The organism is Streptomyces sp. NPDC004752 (assembly GCF_053601275.1).
Window position 1 is genome coordinate 41,733 of the sequence record NZ_JBSGBN010000031.1, and the last position, 19,013, is coordinate 60,745.

General features: G+C 72.5%; 14 protein-coding genes. 4 read left to right on the top strand and 10 right to left on the bottom strand.

Annotated features, from left to right (window positions below):
* Nucleotides 1–5: 5 nt before the first annotated feature.
* From ACWEKM_RS15605 to ACWEKM_RS15620, 4 genes are read left to right on the top strand one after another with little or no spacing between them, the layout of a single operon-like run.
* Entirely contained in the window at nt 6–1,349 is a 1,344-nt protein-coding gene (locus tag ACWEKM_RS15605; RefSeq protein ID WP_451621706.1) for an ABC transporter substrate-binding protein, read from the top strand.
* A complete protein-coding gene (locus tag ACWEKM_RS15610; protein WP_451621707.1) occupies nt 1,346–2,230 on the top strand; it encodes an ABC transporter permease in 885 nt (294 codons plus the stop codon). The genes ACWEKM_RS15605 and ACWEKM_RS15610 overlap by 4 nt, the downstream gene beginning before the upstream one ends.
* Complete coding sequence (locus ACWEKM_RS15615) at nt 2,214–2,981, top strand: ABC transporter ATP-binding protein (protein WP_451621708.1); 768 nt, start codon at nt 2,214–2,216, stop codon at nt 2,979–2,981. Before ACWEKM_RS15610 ends, ACWEKM_RS15615 begins: the two co-directional genes overlap by 17 nt.
* Complete coding sequence (locus ACWEKM_RS15620; protein WP_451621709.1) at nt 2,978–5,779, top strand: fumarate reductase/succinate dehydrogenase flavoprotein subunit; 2,802 nt, start codon at nt 2,978–2,980, stop codon at nt 5,777–5,779. The genes ACWEKM_RS15615 and ACWEKM_RS15620 overlap by 4 nt, the downstream gene beginning before the upstream one ends.
* Nucleotides 5,780–5,853: 74 nt before the next feature.
* Here ACWEKM_RS15620 and ACWEKM_RS15625 read toward each other — a convergent pair whose 3' ends face one another.
* The 10 genes from ACWEKM_RS15625 to ACWEKM_RS15670 are packed head-to-tail and all read right to left on the bottom strand — an operon-like array spanning nt 5,854 to nt 18,777.
* Nucleotides 5,854–6,531 (bottom strand): GntR family transcriptional regulator, encoded by a 678-nt coding sequence (locus ACWEKM_RS15625; protein WP_451621710.1) that lies wholly within the window; start codon nt 6,529–6,531, stop codon nt 5,854–5,856.
* Between the two features lie 58 nt (nt 6,532–6,589).
* Nucleotides 6,590–8,377 carry a thiamine pyrophosphate-binding protein gene (locus tag ACWEKM_RS15630; protein WP_451621711.1) on the bottom strand — a complete coding sequence of 596 codons (1,788 nt, stop codon included), beginning with the start codon at nt 8,375–8,377 and terminating at the stop codon, nt 6,590–6,592.
* A gap of 45 nt (nt 8,378–8,422) precedes the next feature.
* Nucleotides 8,423–9,652: a M20 metallopeptidase family protein gene (locus ACWEKM_RS15635; protein ID WP_451621712.1), complete on the bottom strand. Its 1,230-nt coding sequence runs from the start codon at nt 9,650–9,652 to the stop codon at nt 8,423–8,425.
* A complete protein-coding gene (locus tag ACWEKM_RS15640) occupies nt 9,649–10,584 on the bottom strand; it encodes an LLM class flavin-dependent oxidoreductase (RefSeq protein ID WP_451621713.1) in 936 nt (311 codons plus the stop codon). Before ACWEKM_RS15640 ends, ACWEKM_RS15635 begins: the two co-directional genes overlap by 4 nt.
* A complete protein-coding gene (locus ACWEKM_RS15645; protein ID WP_451621714.1) occupies nt 10,581–12,647 on the bottom strand; it encodes a hydantoinase B/oxoprolinase family protein in 2,067 nt (688 codons plus the stop codon). Before ACWEKM_RS15645 ends, ACWEKM_RS15640 begins: the two co-directional genes overlap by 4 nt.
* Nucleotides 12,647–14,767, bottom strand: coding sequence for a hydantoinase/oxoprolinase family protein (locus ACWEKM_RS15650; RefSeq protein WP_451621715.1), 2,121 nt, complete (start codon nt 14,765–14,767; stop codon nt 12,647–12,649). Before ACWEKM_RS15650 ends, ACWEKM_RS15645 begins: the two co-directional genes overlap by 1 nt.
* A complete protein-coding gene (locus ACWEKM_RS15655) occupies nt 14,764–15,600 on the bottom strand; it encodes an ABC transporter permease (RefSeq protein WP_451621716.1) in 837 nt (278 codons plus the stop codon). The genes ACWEKM_RS15650 and ACWEKM_RS15655 overlap by 4 nt, the downstream gene beginning before the upstream one ends.
* Nucleotides 15,597–16,541 carry an ABC transporter permease gene (locus ACWEKM_RS15660; RefSeq protein WP_451621717.1) on the bottom strand — a complete coding sequence of 315 codons (945 nt, stop codon included), beginning with the start codon at nt 16,539–16,541 and terminating at the stop codon, nt 15,597–15,599. Before ACWEKM_RS15660 ends, ACWEKM_RS15655 begins: the two co-directional genes overlap by 4 nt.
* Complete coding sequence (locus ACWEKM_RS15665) at nt 16,538–17,680, bottom strand: ABC transporter ATP-binding protein (RefSeq protein WP_451621718.1); 1,143 nt, start codon at nt 17,678–17,680, stop codon at nt 16,538–16,540. The genes ACWEKM_RS15660 and ACWEKM_RS15665 overlap by 4 nt, the downstream gene beginning before the upstream one ends.
* Entirely contained in the window at nt 17,677–18,777 is a 1,101-nt protein-coding gene (locus ACWEKM_RS15670) for an ABC transporter substrate-binding protein (protein WP_451621719.1), read from the bottom strand. The genes ACWEKM_RS15665 and ACWEKM_RS15670 overlap by 4 nt, the downstream gene beginning before the upstream one ends.
* Nucleotides 18,778–19,013 lie beyond the last annotated feature (236 nt).

Here is a 19,013-nt window from a genome sequence, read left to right on the forward strand (position 1 = left end):
CCACCATGAAACGCACGGCAGTCTCCGTGTCCGCGGCCGTCCTCCTGCTCCCGCTCGGCGCCTGCGGCACCGGCGCCGGGTCCGGCAGCGGCTCCACGGTCACCGTCACCGTCGGCTACCAGTCCAAGACCATCAACACGGTCACGGCCGGCACCCTGCTGCGCTCCCTCGGCTACTTCGAGAAGCAGCTGAACTCGCTCGGCGACGGCATCACCTACAAGGTCGTCTGGCAGGACTACGCCACCGGCGCCCCCATCACCGCCCAGATGACCGCCGGAAAGATCGACATCGGCTCGATGGGGGATTTCCCGCTGCTCATCAACGCGGCCCGCGGCAAGCAGCTCTCCCGCCCCACCCGCCTGGTCTCGGTCACCGGCTACAACCTGCGCGGCGGCCTGAACACCATCGTCACGGCCCCCGACTCCAAGCTCGCCTCGCTGAAGGATCTGCAGGGGAAGAAGGTTTCCACGAGCGTCGGCTCCGCCGCCGACGGCACACTCGTACGAGCCCTGCAACGCGCCGGCATCGACCCCGACAAGGGCATCGAGAAGCTCAACCAGCAGCCCGCGGTGGGTGCTTCGGCCCTGGCCGCGGGAAGCGTGGACGCGCTGTCGCAGTTCGTCGCCTGGCCGGGCCTGCTCGCCCGGCAGGGCAAGGCGAAGGCGCTGTACGACGGCGCGCAGCTGAACCTGCCCACCTTCCACGGCGTCACCGCCCGGGAGGACTTCGCACAGCGGCGCCCGGCCGTACTGGAGGCGTTCCTCAAGGCCCAGGCGCAGGCCACCGACTATCTGAACGAGCATCCCGTCACGGCCGCCGAGAAGGTCGCCGAGGCCACCGGGCTGCCCGCCGAGGTCGTCTATCTCTACAACGGCGCCCACGGCATCGCCACCTTCGACCCGGCCCTCAAGCCACAACTCGTCTCCGCCCTGAAGCAGGATGTGTCGATCCTGAAGGCCGCGAAGCTGACCGGTGACGTGGACGTGGACTCCTTCGTCGACGACCGCTATGTGAAGAAGGCCCTGGGGGCGGCGTACGCCGAGCGGCTCGCCGCCTCGCCCCCGGCCGCGGTGAGCGAGGTGTGGCCGAAGGGCTCGGCACGGACGCGGACCTTCCCATCGCCTGCCGAACTGCTGAGGTACGTAGCCGCCCACCGCGACGCCGTCCGCGCCGCCTACGTCCCCGACGCCACCACCGGCACCCTGTGGTTCGCCGACCAGGCGGTGTGGGTGGCCGACGGTGACAAGCTGCTGCCGTTCGTCGCCCCGGCGACCGCGCGGGCGTACGCCGACGGACACGACGGGGCGCGTGTCATCGCCTACGCCGATGCCCTGGAGCGTGCCTCGTGAGCCGGGCAGCACCACGAGCCGCCCGCTACGCGCTGCGGCTGACCGCCCTCGTGGCCGCCCTCGGCCTCTGGCAGCTGCTGACCAGCCGGCACATCGACATCTGGCTGCGCTTCTCGCAGTTCCCCACGGTCACCGATGTGGCCCGTGCCTTCGCCGACCGGCTGTCCGGCCCCGACTACTGGACGGATCTGACCGACAGCCTCACCCGTATCCTCACCGGTTTCCTGCTGGCCGCTGTCGTGGGGGTCGCCACGGGTGTGCTCGTGGCCCGCTCGCGGCTCGCCGAGGACCTGCTCAACCCACTGCTGGAAGTCGCCCGGCCGATCCCGGCCATCGCCCTGGTGCCCGTGGCGATCCTCCTGTTCCCCTCCAACGAACAGGGCATCGTCTTCATCACCTTCACCGCCGCCTTCTTCCCGGTCCTGGTCTCCACCCGCCACGCGGTGCGCGCGCTGCTCCCCGTGTGGGAGGAGGCGGTGCGCACCATGGGCGGAGGCCGGTGGCGGATCCTCGGCTCGGTCGTCCTGCCGGGCGCGCTGCCCGGCATCTTCGGCGGCCTGTCGGTCGGCATCGGCGTCTCGTGGATCTGTGTGATCTCCGCCGAGATGATCTCCGGTCAGTACGGGGTCGGTTACCGCACCTGGCAGGACTACACGGTCGTCGACTATCCCGGCGTGTTCGTCGGCATGGTCACGATAGGCGTGCTCGGCTGGCTCACCTCCACGGCCGTCGAGGTGCTGGGCCGCCGCCTGACCCGCTGGTTGCCGCGTACGTCGTACGTCCCCGCCGGCCGGACCCCGCGCCGGGTGCGCGGCGCCACCGCCCTCGAACCGGCCGGTTCCAGGACCGAGGAGGACGCGCCCCATGACCAGCTCGTCTGACGTGCGTTCGCCCGCCCGCACCGGTGCGGGCCTGGCCCTGCGCGGTGCCACCCTCGGCCGGCCGGGCGCGCCCGTGCTCGACGAGGTGGACCTCCAGGTGTCCCCCGGCGAGATACTCACCGTCGTCGGCCCCTCCGGCTGCGGCAAGTCGACGCTGCTGCGCACACTGGCCGGGCTGCTGCCGCCCCTCGCGGGTGAGGTCACCCAGGACGCGGGCCCGCTGACGGGCCCCGCCGCCGACCGTGCGCTGGTCTTCCAGGAGGACGCCCTGCTGCCCTGGCGTACCCTGCGCGCCAATGTCGAACTGCCCCTCGCCATCAAGGGATTGCGGCGCGTCGAACGCCGTGCCCAGGCCGAGTCCTGGCTCGCCCGTGTCGGGTTGACCGAGCAGTTGCGGCAGCTGCCGCACCGCGTCTCCGGCGGGCAACGCCAGCGCGCCCAACTGGCCAGGGCGCTCGCGGGCACGCCCCGTGCCGTCATGATGGACGAACCGTTCGGCGCCCTCGACGCGCAGACCCGCGCCGGCATGCAGGACCTGCTGGTCGAGGTGTTGCACGGCACGGGCGCCACCGTCGTCTTCGTCACCCACGACGTGGACGAGGCCCTGTTCCTCGGTGACCGCGTGGCCCTGCTCGGCGCGGGCCGCCTCATCGCCGTACGGAACGTACCGCGCCCGCGCGAGCGCGCCGCCCACGACGATCCGGCGCGTATCACCCTGCGGCGCGACGTCCTCACGTCACTCGGTTCTTGAAAGGCACCCTGGTGGACACCCCCTTGCAGATCCCGGCCCTCACCGACGCGGACGAGATCGGCTGCGACGTGCTCGTGATCGGCGGCGGCACCGCCGGCACCATGGCGGCGCTGACCGCAGCCGAGCGCGGCGCCAACGTCCTGCTGCTGGAGAAGGCGCACGTACGCCACTCCGGCGCGCTCGCCATGGGCATGGACGGCGTCAACAACGCGGTCATCCCCGGCCGCGCCGAGCCCGACGACTATGTCGCCGAGATCACCCGCGCCAACGACGGCATCGTCGACCAGTCCACCGTCCGCCAGACCGCCACCCGTGGCTTCGCCATGGTGCGGCGGCTGGAGTCGTACGGGGTGAAGTTCGAGAAGGACGAGCACGGCGAGTACGCGGTCCGCCAGGTCCACCGCTCCGGCTCGTACGTGCTGCCGATGCCGGAGGGCAAGGACGTCAAGAAGGTCCTGTACCGGCAACTGCGGCGGCGTGAGATGCGGGAGCGGATCCGCATCGAGAACCGGGTGATGCCGGTGCGTGTGCTGACGGCGGGCGAGGGCGAGGACCGCCGGGCGGTGGGGGCGGCGGGCTTCGACACCCGTACGGGACGGTTCGTCGCGGTGCGGGCCGGGGCGGTGATCCTGGCGACGGGCGCCTGCGGTCGACTCGGCCTGCCCGCCTCGGGCTATCTGTACGGCACGTACGAGAACCCGACGAACGCCGGTGACGGCTACGCGATGGCCTACCACGCGGGTGCCGAGCTGACCGGCATCGAGTGCTTTCAGATCAACCCGCTGATCAAGGACTACAACGGTCCGGCCTGTGCGTACGTCGCCAACCCGTTCGGCGGCTATCAGGTCAACCGGCACGGCGAACGCTTCGTCGACTCCGACTACTGGTCGGGACAGATGATGGCCGAGTTCGCGGGGGAGGTGGCGAGCGACCGGGGCCCGGTGTACCTGAAGCTGAGCCATCTGCCCGAGGAGTCGATCTCGGCTCTGGAGTCGATCCTGCACTCGACGGAGCGGCCGACCCGCGGCACCTTCCACGCGGGCCGCGACCACGACTACCGGACCCATGATGTCGAGATGCACATCTCCGAGATCGGGCTGTGCGGTGGCCACTCGGCCTCGGGGGTACGGGTCGACGACCACGCCCGTACGACCGTCCCCCGTCTGTACGCGGCCGGGGACCTGGCCTGTGTTCCGCACAACTACATGATCGGCGCGTTCGTCTTCGGGGACCTGGCGGGCGCCGACGCGTCCCAATATCCGCCGTACGAAGGGGAGTTGCCCCTTGACCAGCTCCAGGAAGCGCATGAGCTGATCTACCGCCCGCTGCACAACCCCGACGGACCACCGCAGCCGCAGGTCGAGTACAAGCTGCGTCGCTTCGTGAACGACTACGTGGCTCCGCCGAAGTCCGGCGCCCGGCTGTCGCTGGCCCTGGAGGCGTTCGAGCGGATGCGTGCCGACATCGCCGCGATGGGCGCCCGTACCCCGCACGAGCTGATGCGCTGCGCGGAGGTCGGCTTCATCCGCGACTGCGCGGAGATGGCCGCGCGGGCCTCCCTGGCCCGCACGGAGTCCCGCTGGGGTCTGTACCACGACCGTCTCGACCATCCGCATCGTGACGACGCGTCCTGGTTCCACCACCTCGATCTGCGCAAGTCCCGCACGGGGGCGATGGAGTTCACGGCCCGGCCGGTGGCTCCCTATCTGGTCCCGGTCGATGGGTTCAGCCCGGTCGGCGGCCCCTCCCGTCACCTCGGCGAGATCCACCCGGAGGAGGTGGCGATCGCGGGGGCCCGGGAAGCCGCGCCGGTGGCGATGCGGCAGGAGCCCGCCGGGACCGGTACGACCGCGCAGCCCGGTGCCCACGCGGCCGCCCCGGCCACGCCGCGCCTGGTCGAACTCCTCTCCGTCGCGGAGGACGAGCCCTCTCTGGCCGCCCTGACCCGCTATCTGACCGACCCCGACCCCACCGTCCGCCGAACGGCCGTCACGGTCCTGACGGAGACGGTGCCGCCGGGCACCGGAGCGGCGCTGGCCGCCGCGCTCGCCGACCCCGACGCCGGTGTCCGCGCCGCCGCGGCCGCCTCACTGCGCGAACTGGTCGAGACGCTGGACCCCGAACCGGCCCTGCGCGAGGGTCTCGCCGCCGCCCTGTCCGAGGCCGACCCCGTCGCGCGCGCCGCCGCGCTGGACGCGCTGCGCGTCCTGCGCCTCGGTGACACCGGGCTGTTCGCGCACTGCCTGTCGGATCCCGACATCGCCGTCCGTGGCGCGGCCGTGCGAGCGCTTGTGTCGGTCGACGCCGCCGGAGAGCTGGCCCGCGCGGCGAGCGCCGACCCGTCCCGCGAGGTCCGCGTGACGATCGCCAAGGCCCTGGCCACCGTGACCGCGGGGCGACCTGACGACACCGCGGCGGACAGCCCCGGACCCGACCTGGTCCGCTCGGCCCTCGCCGAGCTCGTCGACGACCCCGACGCCCTGGTGCGTGCGGCCGCCTACGAGGCGCTGGGCACGACCGGCTGCCCGCTCCCCCTGGCCACCCGCGCGGGGGCGGCCCTGTCCGATCCGGCCTGGCAGGTGCGGGCCGGCGCCGCCATCGCGCTGTCCGTCGCGGACCCCGGCCTCGCCGTCCCCGCCCTGGCCAAGGCCCTCGCCGACCCGAACGCCGACGTCCGCAAGGCCGCCGTGACCGCGCTGACCAGGCACCGTGCCGCCGAGGACGCCCGAGCGGCCCTGGCGACGGCGACGACGGACCCGGACGCCGACGTCAGGGCCTATGCGGCCCGGGCGCTGTGACCGCACTGTGAGCACGAGGGGACCGCTCCGCCCGAGGGCACGCGGCCGGTGACCGACCAGTGCTGCGGGCACCCTCAGAACAGCTTGCGCAGAATGATCTCAAGGGAGTACTCCGTGTGTTCCCGCGCCGTCCGCCCGGCGCGGGACACGTCTCCCTCACAGACCGCGCTGATGAGGTCGCCGTGCTGACGCGAGGAGACCGCGATCTCCTCGGCGCTGTACAGCGCGGCGATGCGCTTGTTGAAGTGGAACAGCCGGTTCGCGTGGATCATCTCCAGCAGCCGGGGGTTGCCGGAGGCGGAGGTGATGGTGTCGTGGAAGGCGTCGTTGCTGGAGACGCGGTCGCACAGGGAGTCCGCCGTCGGTGAGGTCATCCGCTCGCGCCACCCGGCGATCGTCTCGCGCTCCTTCGGTGTGGCGCGCAGCGCGGCCAGCCGGGCGGCCTGGGCCTCCAGACCGGCCCGGACCTCGTAGAGATGGGCCACTTGCTCCTGGGTGTACTCGTGCACCACCCAGCGGCGCCGCTGCGAGCGGATCAGGCCGTCGGCCATGAGCCGCTGCATGCTCTCGCGGACGGGGGTGCGCGAGACGCCGAGCCGGGACGCGATCTCGTCCTCCACGAGCGGTGCGTTGGGCCGCAGGACTCCGTCGACGATCTCCTGTCGCAGGGTCCAGTAGACCTCTTCCGACCGGCGTCGGGCCGGCACCTTGGCGGCGCCGCCCGATGAAGCGTCCGGATACTGTTCCGTCACTGGCCCGTCCTGTCCCCTCGGTTGTGTTGCCGCCCTGGCCCGTCGCACCGAAGTGCCGTCAGTACACGGGTCGTTCCGCGTTCCCGGCCCGGCCACGGTCCCAGGCGGGCACCGGCGGCGTGTAGTCGATCATGTGGGGTACCTCGACGTCCAGGTACAGCGGCCGTGGGCGCGCGGCGAAGTCGGCGACGTGGACGGCCAGTTCGCCGGTCGAGCGGACCGCGTACGCCTCAACGCCGCATGCCGCGGCAACGGCGACCGCGTCGATCGTACCGGGGTCGACGCCGAAGTAGCGCTGTCCGGTGTAGAGGTGCTGGAGCATCTTGATCCAGCCGAGGCTGTGGTTGGTGAACTGCACGAACAGGACCGGAAGTCCAAGACGGGACACCGTCTCCAGCTCGCCGCACGCCATCGCGAAACTGCCGTCCGCGGTGAAGGACACCAGCGGAGTGCCGGGCCGGGCCATGGCCACCCCGACGGCCGCCGGTATCGCATAGCCCATGGGGCCGTGACCGCGGGGCACCACCACGGTGCGTCCGGCCCGGTGCTGCCGCCAGTACACGGCGACGTTGGGGGTGGGCGTGCCGGGATCGGCAAGGGCAGGCGTGTCGGCGGGCAGGCCGTCGCACACGATGCGGACCACCTCGTCCGGCAGCAGCTGTCCGTCGGCCTGGGCCTCGGCGCCCGCCGGACGGGAGGCGGGTGCCGAGGGCGCGCCGACCGCCCGGACGGCCATCAGCCGATGGGCGCGCTCGGTGTCGTCGATGGGGGTGACGGCGTCCAGCAGCTGGTGCAGAACGGTGTCCGCGTCGCCGGGAAGGGCGAGCGCTCCCGTGAAGTTGCGGCCGGCGCGCGCGGGATCGATGTCGATCTGGATGACGGGGACACCGCTTCGGGCGGGTCCGGTCCAGCTGTTGGTGTCGGTGGCGTTGGCCCGGGTGCCGACGAGGAGCACCGTGTCGGCCTGACGCATCAGCGCGTTGGCGCCGGGCAGTGCGCCGTTGTTGCCGACCACGCCGATCGACCAGGGACAGTCGCCGCGGACCGCGCCGCGCCCGTGGATGGAGGTGGCGACCGCGGCGCCCAGCGCATCCGCGAGCTGTTCGAGGGTCTCCCAGGCCCCGGAGATATGGACGCCGGAGCCCGCGAGGACGGCGGGCCTGCGCGCCTGGGACAGCAGCCGGGCCGCCTCGGCGACGGCGTCGGCGGGGGCCGCGGGGCGCTCCGCGGGCAGGGTGGGCGCGGCGGCGTCGTGGGCGGGGCGGACCTCGGTCGGCTCGTCCAGGACGTTCTCCGGGACGATCAGGGCGACCGGGGCCGGGCGTCCCGACACGGCCTCCTTGAGCGCACGGGCGACCAGCTCCGGCAGTTCGTCCGCGCTCTGGGCCACCCGGGTCCACTTGGTGACCGCGGAGAAGAGGGCGACCTGGTCGATCTCGGTCAGCGCACCGGTGCCACGGCTGCCCGCGTGGATGTCGGAGGTGATCAGCAGCACGGGGACACCCGCCGCGTATGCCTCCCCGAGGCCGCCGACGGCATACGTGGTGCCGCCGCCGCTGGACACCTCCACCACACCCACCCGGTTGCCGCTGCGGGCGTAGGCGTCGGCCATGGCCGCCGCGTGCCGTTCGTCGCGCGCGAGGATGTGCTGGATGTCGTCCATGCGCCGGTAGAGCGCGTCGTACAACGCCACCCCGGTGTCGCCGGGCACACCGAACAGGGTCGTGACGCCTGCGGCCACGAGCGCGTCGACGAGCGCGTCACATCCCCGGCGCGCACCGGGCGCGTCACCCGGCTCTGCGGCGGCCGGGGTGAGGGGCACCTGCTGGGGCTGGACGTCGTACACGAGAACTCCTGGTGGTGGGCGCCGCGAGGCGCGCGGTGAGCGGGGTCAGGGACAGGACGTGGAGGTGCGGCCGAGGTGCTGCCAGGCGAGCGCCGCGAGCAGCAGCGCGGCGTCGGGCAGGACCGACTCGTCGAACACGGCGGTCGGGGCGTGGTTGCCGGCGGGGCGGGCGTGGCCGGGCGGGGCCGCGCCGAGATAGCCGTACGCTCCGGGGACGCGTTGCAGCACTCGGGAGAAGTCCTCGGAGCCGATGCGGGGCCGCGCCAGTTCCTCGTAGCGGTCGGGGCCGAAGAGTTCGACGGCGGTGCGGGCGAACCGGCCCGCGTGCGCCGGGTCGTTGACCGTGGTGGGCAGGACGGTCGTGAAGGTCACGTCGGCGTCCAGGCCGTGCGCGCGGGCGATCCCCTCGACCAGCGGGGGGAGTTCCGCCGCGAGGCGCGCGCTGGCCTCCGCGGAGAAGGACCGGACACCGGCCCGGAAACGGGCGTCGGCGGGGATGACGTTGGGGGCGGTGCCCGCGTGGAACTCGCCCACGGTGACCACGACGGGGTCGAAGGCGTCGAAGCGGCGGCCGGTGTAGCTCTGGACGGCGGTGGCCGCGGCCATGGCCACGGGGACCGGGTCCAGTGCCTCGTGCGGTCTGCCGCCGTGGCCGCCGCGGCCGCGGACCGTGGCGTCGAGGATGCCGTAGGCGGCCATCACCGGGCCGGGACGGGTGTAGCAGCGCCCGGCGGGCAGGTCGGCGACGACGTGCAGGGCGTACGCCGCGTCCACCGGCCGGCCCGCGGCGTCGAGGACGCCCTCGGCGAGCATCGCCCCGGCGCCGTCGTAGCCCTCCTCGCCGGGCTGGAACATGAACACGACGCTGCCGTGGATGCTCTGCCGGTGCTCGGCCAGCAGCCGGACGGCGCCCGCCAGGGCGGTGGTGTGCAGGTCGTGCCCGCAGGCGTGCATGCGGTCGGCGTCGACAGCGAACGGCAGTCCGGTCGCCTCCCGCAGCGGCAGTGCGTCCATGTCGCCGCGCAGGAGCACCACCGGGCCGGGCCGGTCGCCGTGCAGGACCGCGGTCACGGAGTCGAGCGAGGTGCCCGTGGTCACCTCCAGCGCGGCCCCGGTCTCCTTGGCCGTCGACGACAGGGCATCCAGTACTACGGCCTGGGTGAGCGGCAGGCGCAGGCCGACCTCCGGCACGGCGTGCAGTCGGCGGCGCAGGTCGGTCAGGTCGCCGGCGAGTTCGCGGGCGCGGGCGCAAAAGACCTCCCGCGCGGTGCTCACGGCCGCTCCCCGGCCCGCAGGCGCGGCAGCACGTCCGCCACGACCTCCTCGAACACGCCCTCGCGGTGCGGGCCTTGGAGGGGGAAGGGGAACATGAACTCGGTGATGCCGATGTCGGTGAAGCGGCCCACGAAGTCCCGGAAGCGTTCCACCGACTGCCAGGGGGCGTCCTCGGTGAATCCGGCCATGAAGGACTTGCGGATCGACGCGGGGTCGCGTCCGGCACGTTCGGCGTGGGCGTCGAGCAGGGCGCCGCGCTCCTTGGTCAGGCGCAGGCTCTCCTTCTCGTCGAGTTTGACGCCGCGGCGCAGTTGGGAGAAGAGGGTGCCGTAGCTGCTCCACACATCGGCGTGGCGGGCGGCCACCGCGAGGGTGGCGTCGACGTGCGCGGCGACGAGCAGCGGGGGCCGCTCGGCGCCGACGGGCGCGGGGGCGCGGACCGCGCCCTGCACGGTGTAGTACGTCCCGTCGTGGTCAAAGGCGTCCCGCTCCAGCACACCGCGTACGACGGTCAGGTACTCGTCCAGCCGGGCCCCCCGCTCGGCCTGCGGCCAGGGTGGCGCGCCCGCGTACGCCAGGTCCTTCGGGTTGCCTCCGGCCCCGATGCCGGCCACGGCGCGGCCACCTGACATATGGTCGAGCGTGATGGCCTGCTTGGCGACCAGGGCGGGGTTGCGCAGCGGTGCGGCGCTCACCAGTGTGCCCACGGTGACGCGGGAGGTGGCGGCGGCGATGCCACCGGCCAGCATCCAGGCGTCGAACCGGTTGCGTATCGGGCGGCCTTCAGGATCGAGGGTGCTCCACAGATGGTCTCCGGCCCACAGGCTGTCCCACCCCTGGTCCTCGAACTGTCGCCAGCGTGCGGTGAGTTCGGCCCAGGGGGCGGCCTCGTACGTCATCAGGCCGAACCGTGTGGGGGAGGTGGCGGTCATCGGGCGGTCGCTCCTGTCGTGTGCGGGTCCTCGGTGCGGGTGTGGGTGTGGGGTCCGTCGGTTGCGGAGCCGGTCCCCGCGGTGGCCCGGCGTACGGCGTGGGTGACGGCGGCGGAGGTCACCGTGCCCGAACCGGCCTCCCGGTCGGCGGTGACGTAGGCGGTGCGGTAGACCCGGGCGCGCTCGGCCTGCGGGAGGCGGCCGACGGCGTCGACGAGTTCCCGCTGCACCTGCGGGGGCCAGCGCCGCTCGTAGCCGATGCGGGCCGAGCCGAGGGTGAACGTCCCTTCCCGCTGGGCCAGTTGTGCGCGGAGCCCGGCGGTGGTCTGCTCGTCGACCGTGCCGTCCGCGTGCAGGGCGACGCCGTATGCCGCGTGGGCCTTGTCGGGGTCCAGCAGTCCGCGGGCCACGTCGGCGGCGACCGTGTCGGCGGGCCGGTCGCCGGGGTGGCCGAGGCCGCCGCCGCCCGCGGTCTCGACCAGCAGGACGTCCCCGGCGGCCAGGGTGACGACGTTGACACGGCCGAGGTTCCGCTCGCGCGGGGTGCCGGGGTTCAGCAGTGCGCGGCCGGGTGCTCCGGTGCCGCCGCCGTGCACGCCCCACGGTTCGAACAGCAGGCGTTCCATGCCGCGCACGGCGAGGGTGACTCCGTCGGCGAGGGCCCGGATCCGCAGGGTGATGCCCGCTCCGCCCGGCCGGGCTCCGGCGCCGCCGGAACCGGTGCGGTACCGGTACTCCTCGACGAGGACGGGGGCGTCCTGTTCGAGGAGTTCGCCTGGGACGTTGCGCAGCCAGCCGCCGGTGAAGCTGGTGCCGTGCAGACCGTCGCGCCCGGGGCGCCCGCCGGATCCGCCGGTCAGCGGCTGGCCGACGGCCACATGGCGTCTGCCGGTGACCGGGTCGGTGTGCGCGACGGTGGCGATCGCCACCGCGCCGGACCCGGTCGCGAGGGCGTCGTCGGGCGCCGCCTGCGCCAGGCAGCCGAGCACGCAGTCCATGATGCGGAAGAACACGGCCGCGCGGACGCCGCAGGTGGCGCCGGCGCCGGGGTTCACCACCGAGCCGGGCGGCAGGTCGGCGGTGACGGCGCGGACGAGGCCGGAGTTGTAGGGGATGCCGGGGTCCTTGGAGACCAGGTAGTTCACCAGGGCGAAAACCAGCATGTAGTGGCCGGGGTCGCCTCCGGTCGGCAGGTTGACGGCCTCGGCGACCTGGGGGGAGGTGCCCCGGAACGACAGATGGGGGCGGCCCTGGGCGAGGGTGAGTTCCAGCGCGAGCCGGGTCGGCGGGACCGTCACCGTCTCCTGGCCGTCCGGGCCGGTCTCGATGAGTCCCTCCACGTAGTCGACGAACCGGTAGCTGCCGTCGTGGAGTTCGCCCAGCAGCCCGGTCGCACGGGCCTGAGCCTCGTCCAGCAGATCCGCGACGGCGTCCTCCAGGGCGTCGGCTCCGTGCCCGGCGACGATCTCGTCGATACGGCGTTGCGCCGCCACCAGTCCGGTGATCTGGGCGTCGATGTCGCCGTGGTTCTCCTCCGGCACCCTGGTGTTGGCGAGGACCGTCCGAAGCAGCGCCGTGTTCTCCCGGCCGGCCTCGTGCAGCTTGGCCGGCGGGATCAGGACACCCTCCTGGGCACGGTCGGTGTGGGTCCAGGAGATGGAACCGGGCACCGAGCCGCCGATGTCGGAGGCGTGCACGAAGCTGAACGCAAAGGCGACGATGCGGCCCGCTGCGTACAGCGGGGCCCAGGTCCACACGTCCGGCAGGTGAGTGACCAGTCCCCCGGTGGCGTCGGGGTCGTTGCTGATGCCGATGTCGCCCGGCGCGTAAGGGGCCAGCGACTCGATGGCGGCCCGCGCGGGCGCGCCGATCATCAGGTTGCCGGAGATGCCCCGGGGCGCGGCGAACACCTCGCCGCCGGGGGTGACCAGACAGGTCCCGAAGTCGGCCGTCTGCTTGACGAAGACGCTGAAGCTGGTGCGTCGGATGGTCTCGGCCATCTCCTCCACGACGGCGGTCAGCCGGCGCGAGAGAATCTCCAAGGTCACTGGTGAGCTGCGCATCAGGCGGCCCTCCCCCGGGCTCGCCCGGCGTCGATCAGCAGGTTCCCCATCGCGTCCACCTCGGCGTGGGCGCCGGTGGGCAGGAAGAGCGTGGCGTCCGGCGCGGAGACGACGAGCGGCCCCTCAAGGCGGGTGCCGGGCGCGAGGTCGGCTCGTTCGACACAGCCCGCCGCGACACGACGGCCGTGCTCGACGACCGTGTGCGGCCGGGGCCGGACCTCGCTGCCGGAACCGGCGCGCAGGGTCAGGGGCCGCGAGCGGGCCGTCAGGGTGATGCGCAGACTGCGCACGTCGAGTTCGCGGCCCGAGGCGTCCACGCCGTAGGCCGCGCGGTAGCGGGCGGTGAACGCCTCGCTGAGCGCGGCGATGGTGGGCTGTTCGTCCTCGGGCAGGGTCACGGGCAGGGTGAAGGACTGCCCGGCGAGCTGTACGTCCGCCCAGCGGGCGAGCCGGACCTCGTGGTGGAGGGAGGCGGACTGGTCGCGGTACCAGAGGCGGGCGCGCTCCTCCAGGTCCTTCCACACGGTCCGCAGCCGCTCGTCGTCCAGCCGGCCGGTGGTCTGTCCCACGGCGGCGACCAGGTCGTGGCGCAGGTCGGTGACGAGCGCACCGAACGCGCACAGGGTTCCCGGGGACGAGGGCACCAGCAGCTGCCGGATGCCGAGTTCGCGGGCGAGCGCCACGGCCTGGACGGGTCCGGCACCGCCGTAGGGCAGCAGATGGCATACGGCCGGGTCGACGCCCCGGCGGGCGAGGAGCGGGACGAGTTGGGCGTGCATCATCGCGGTGGCCACGTCCACGACGGCTTCCGCGGCACCCTCCACGTCCGTGGCCAGCCGCCTCGCCAGCGGCGCGAAGGCATCCCGGGCGGCGTTGCGGTCGAGGCGCACCGCTCCCCCGGCGAAGTCGTCCGGGTCGAGGTAGCCGCACACCACGTAGGCATCGGTGAGGGTCGGTTCGGTGCCGCCGTGTCCGTAGCAGGCGGGGCCCGGCCGCGCGCCCGCGCTGCGCGGGCCGACCTTGAGCACGCCGGAGGCGTCCAGCCAGGCCACCGAGCCGCCGCCGGCGCCGATCGAGGAGACCTCCACCGACGGAGTGATCAGGGGGAAGTCGCCCAGTTCGGCGTCGGTGGAGTAGGGGATGACGCCGCCCTCGACGATCGAGCTGTCCACGCTGGTGCCGCCCATGTCCATCGTGACGAGGTCGCCCACCCCGGCGGCGGTGGCCAGTCGCACGGCACCCGCGACGCCCGCCGCGGGACCCGACAGCAGGGTCTCCACGGCCGCCCGCAGCAGCGCCGCGCTTCCTTCGCCGGTGGCGAGGGCTCCGGCCACGGACATCACACCGCCGTTGGACTTGGTGATGTGCAGCGGGCAGCGCAGCCCCTGTTCGCGCAGCCGGTGCGAGAGGTCACGGAGGTAGCCGCCGAGCAGTCCCGCCACATGCGCGGCGAGAACGGCGACGGTGGCCCGCTCGTACTCCTTCTCCTCGGGCCACAGTTCGGCGGAGCCGGCCACGATCAGATGGGGGTGCGTCTGCCGCAGCAGTGCCACGGCCCGCTGCTCGTGCTCGGGGTGCGCGTGGGCGTGCAGGAAGACGACGGCCAGTGCCTCGACTCCGTCGGCGAGCAGGTCGCGGGCGGCGGCGAGGAGGGCCGCCTCGTCCAGTGGACGGTCGACGGTGCCGTCCACCCGCATCCGCTCCGGTATCTCCCGTACGTCCTTGCGGTCGGCCAGCGGGCGGCGGGGGTCGGCGAAGAAGTCGATGGGGTCGCGCAGGCGGAGCCGTCCGATCTCCAGCAGGTCCGGGAACCCGGCGGTCACCAGCAGGCCGGTGCGGGCGCCGGACCGTTGGAGAACGGTGTTCAGGGCGAACGTCTGCCCGTGTGCGAAGTACTCCACCTGCTCCGGTGCCACCTGGTGCCGGGCGAGGATCCCGGTCACGGCCCGCACCACCGCGGCGGCCGGCTGGGCGGCGTCGGAGGGAACCTTGGCGGTGTGCACGGCGGAGCCGTCGGCGGCGGCCAGTACGACGTCCGTGAAGGTGCCGCCGACGTCGACGCCGATGCGGTACGGCGGTGCGGCGGACGAGGTCGCGGCGGCCGGGAGACGGTTGTTCACTGGGCGGAATCTCCTTGTGGTGCGGGGGCGTTCACCAGGGCACCGGCCACGCGGCGGGCCGCCACCGCCGCGAGCGCCGCCAGCAGGAGTGAACCGGCGATCAGCAGGCTCGACATGGCGGTGACCGTGGGGTCCTGCCGCTGTTCGAGGCGGAGGAACATCGCCACCGGCAGCGTCGTGGTGTCGGCGGGCATCAGGAACACCGAGGTGTCCACCTCGTCGAACGAGGTGAGGAACGCGAACACGGTCGCGGCCAGCAGCGCGGCCCGCACCTGTGGCAGCGTGATCCGGACGAACGCGGCGAGCGGGGAGGCTCCCAGGTCGCGGGCCGCTTCCTCCAGTGCCGGGTCCAGGCCGGCCAGCGCAGCCCCCATGACGGCCACGACGAACGGCATCAGCAGCAGGCAGTGCGCGAAGGCGATACCGCCGACGGTGCCGTAGGCCGCGGGGAAGAGCGAGGCGTAGAGGACGAACAGGCAGAACCCGGCGACGACGCGGGGCAGGCTCAGCGGCATCACGAACACGGAGCGCAGCAGTTCACGGCCGGGGAAGGACAGTCTGGCGATGGCGTAGGCGGCGGCCGTGCCCATGACGACGGAGACGAGCGTGGCCAGCACCGCGACCTGGGTGGAGTACTGCAGCCCGACGGTGAACGGCTCGTAGGACAGCGCCTCCTTGAACCAGCGCAGGGTGAAGCCCTCTCCTGAGCCGGACGCGGTGGTGCCCCGGAAGGACCGGTAGACCACCACGGCGAGCGGCAGCAGCACGAACACCATGGTCGCCGTGAGGAAGAGGCCGCGGACGACCGGCAACAGGCGACGGGACGTCGTCACGCTCCCACCTCCCGCCGGCCGTCGGCCGGAACACGGTGGCGTACGTCGGCCAGGCGGCCCAGCCGGTTGAAGGTGGCCAGCACCACCAGCGCCACACCGAGCAGGACCAGCGCCTGGGCCGCGGCCAGCGGCCACTGGAGTTGCTGGATGTTCTGGTAGACGGACTGCGCCAGCACCGCAACACGTCCGCCGCCGAGCAGGGCGGGGGTGGCGAAGGCGCTGACCGTCAGGGCGAAGACCAGTTGGAAGGAGGCGATGACGCCGGGCATGGTCAGCGGCAGGAGCACCGACCGCAGCCGCCGCCACGGGGATGCTCCCAGGTCGGCCGCCGCCTCCAGCACCCCTTCGGGCAGCGACCGCAAAGAGCCGAGCAACGGGACGATCGCGAAGGGCAGTTCGACATGGACGAGGGCGAGCACCACACCCGGTTCGTGGTAGAGCCAGCTCCCGAGCATGCCGTGCAGCAGCCCGTCCGGCGCCAGCAGCAGCATCCAGCCGTAGGAGCGCACCACGACACTGATCAGGATGGGTGAGAAGACGGCGAACATCAGCAGGCCGGACAGCCACCAGCGGCGCACACGCAGCAGGCACCAGGCGATGGGATAGGCGATCAGGACGGTCAGCACGGCCACCACGGCGCCCACGCGCAAGGTGGTCCACAGCATGTCCGCCGTATAGCGGTCGCCGAGGAGCCTGCTCCAGGTGCCCAGGTCGAAGGGGGCGAAGAGGCGGCTGGTGCGTTCGGTGCGGAAGCTGTACGACAACAGGAGCAGGACGATCGAGCAGAGGACGAGCAGGAGGTAGAGGGCACCGGGCGCGACGAGCGCGTACGCCAGCCGTGACCGTTCGGACCGGTACCGGCCTGCGGTCGCCCGGCGGCCCTCCTGGACGGGCGGTCGCGCGGCCGGGTTGCCGCGGATGTCTTCGCGTGTGCCGGTCACCGTGTGCTCCCGAGGGCTGCCGGGCGACCGGTGTGCGGTGCGCCGCCGGACGGACCGGGCGGCAGTACGACGACGGCGGAGGCGTCGACGGCCAGTCCCACTGTCTCGCCGACCGACGGGACCGGGTCGGTGGCGTCCGTGTCGACCACGATCTCCCGGCCGCCGGGGGCCTCCAGGACGACACGGACGCGGGCTCCCAGGAATCCCGCGGACCGCACGAGGGCGCGTCCCGCGACGCCGGGGGTGTCCGGGGAGGTGATCCGGAACGACTCCGGGCGTACGGCGACCACGGTGTCCGGAGTGACCGAGGACTTCTCGGGCAGCGGCAGCCGCAGCCCGTCCGCTGCCGTCACGGCATGGCGGGTGGCGCCGTGCGGGCCGTCCTGCGTGCCGGTCACCTCGAAGAGGTTGTTCTCGCCGATGAACTCGGCGACGAATCTGCTGGCCGGCGTCCGGTACAGCTCCTGTGCGGTGCCGACCTGCTCGATCCGGCCGGCCGCCATGACGGCGATGCGGTCGGACATCTCCATCGCCTCCGCCTGGTTGTGCGTGACACAGACGAACGTGGTCCCGGTACGGCGCTGAAGAGCGCGCAGCTCGCGCCGCATCTGTAGCTGGAGGCCGAGGTCGAGCGCGCTCAACGGCTCGTCCAGCAGGAGGACCCGAGGGCGTTTGACCAGGGCCCGTGCGATGGCGACGCGCTGGCGCTGGCCTCCGGACAGGGTGCTCGGCGCTCGCCCGGCGAACGCGGACATCCCCACCGCGTCCAGTGCCTCGGCGACTCTGCGGGCCGTCTCCTTGCGGTCCGTGCGCTCGGTGCTGAGTCCGAAGGCGACGTTGCGCGCGACGTCCATGTGCGGGAACAGCGCGCCCTGTTGGAACACCAGGTTGGTGGGGCGGCGGTGGGCGGGCGTACGAGTGACGTCGACGCCGTTGATCCGTACGCCGCCCTCGTCCGGGTGTTCCAGTCCGGCGATGATGCGCAGCGCGGTGGTCTTGCCGCAGCCGGAAGGGCCCAGGAGGGAGAAGAACTCGCCCTGGGCCACCTCCAGTTCGATGTGGTCAAGGACCCGGCGGGAGCCGAAGGAGCGGCTCAGACCGTCCGCGTGGACGGCTGCCGCGGCCGATTCGACGCTCACAGGTGCGTCTTCACATCGTTGTTCCAGGCGGTGGTGGCCTTGTCGAGGCCGGTCACCAAGGCTGACCAGTCCAGCTTGAGGGCGTGCTGCACCGTCTTCAGCTGGAAGCTCTCGATGTCGCGGTATTTGGCGGGCAGTTGGGCCCCTTCGACGAGCGGGATGGTGGCGGTGGCCGCGCTGTAGTCGGACACCGCGGCGGGGTCGAAGAGTTCGTTCATCAGGTCCGCGGCCAGGTCGAGCTGGTCAGGGCTGGTCCCCTTCACGAGTTGGAAGCCCTCGGGGAAGGCCATCACTCCCTGCTTGGGGACGGCGAAGCCGATGGGGTCGCCCTCGTCGATCCAGGGCTGCGCGATGCCCTGGAAGCCGGGCGCGATGACGACCTGGCCGCTGTTGAGCTGCTGGCGCAACTGGTCGATCGAGCCGATCAGCCCGCTGAACTGGCCCTTCTTGGCCGCCCGTGAGAAGGCGGCGATGCCCTTGGAGAGGTCGTCGTCGGAGCCGCCCTCGATCTGGTTGATCACCGGGACGGCGTTGACGCTGAAGGCGGGGGCGTCCCACGTGGTCACCCGCCCTCGGTAGGCGGAGTCGAAGAGGTCCGTCCAGGAGGTGGGAGGAGTGCGGATGACCTTCTTGTTGTAGATGAGGCCCATGGCGTCCATCACCATGTAGGCGCCGAGGCCGTTGTCGGAGGTGTATCCCGGCAGCACCTTCGCGATGTTCGGTACGGACTTCGCGCTCACCGGTGCCCACAGCCCGTCGGCGGCTCCCTGGGCGAAGCTCTGTGCGTTGAAGAAGCCCAGGTTGAGCAGCGGCTTGTCGCGGTTGACCTGAACCGAGGACACCAGCTTGGGAAAGGTGTCCGCGTTGGTGCCCTCGATATAACGGATCGTGATGCCGCGTTTCTTCGCGAACGCCTTGGCGACCCTGCGCGGCACGGTCCCCTGCGCTCCGGCCCAGTGGAAGAGAGTGAGGGAGTTCGCCCCGCCCGCCGAGCTGCCGCCCGGCGCCCCACAGGCTGCCAGCAGCCCGCCGCCCAGGAGGGCCGCTCCCGCGGCACCAGCAGAGCGCAGGAGTGCGCGCCGATCAAGATTGGTCATGGCGAATCCTCTGTCGTTCATGGGCTGGACGGCCAAGCGGCTCAAGGGACCGAGCTTCGGGGAGCGCTCCGTCTCCGTATCACCACCGCATGCAGCTTTGCATGCGAAGCCGTATACCAAAAGACTCGGACATGGGTCTTCATGAGTTTGAAATAAATCCCCCGGCCTGTCCCCTGCCCGTTTCCCCTGAGCAGGTCGAGCGCCTCGCATCCCGCTCCCCGGGCTTGCCGCGCCCC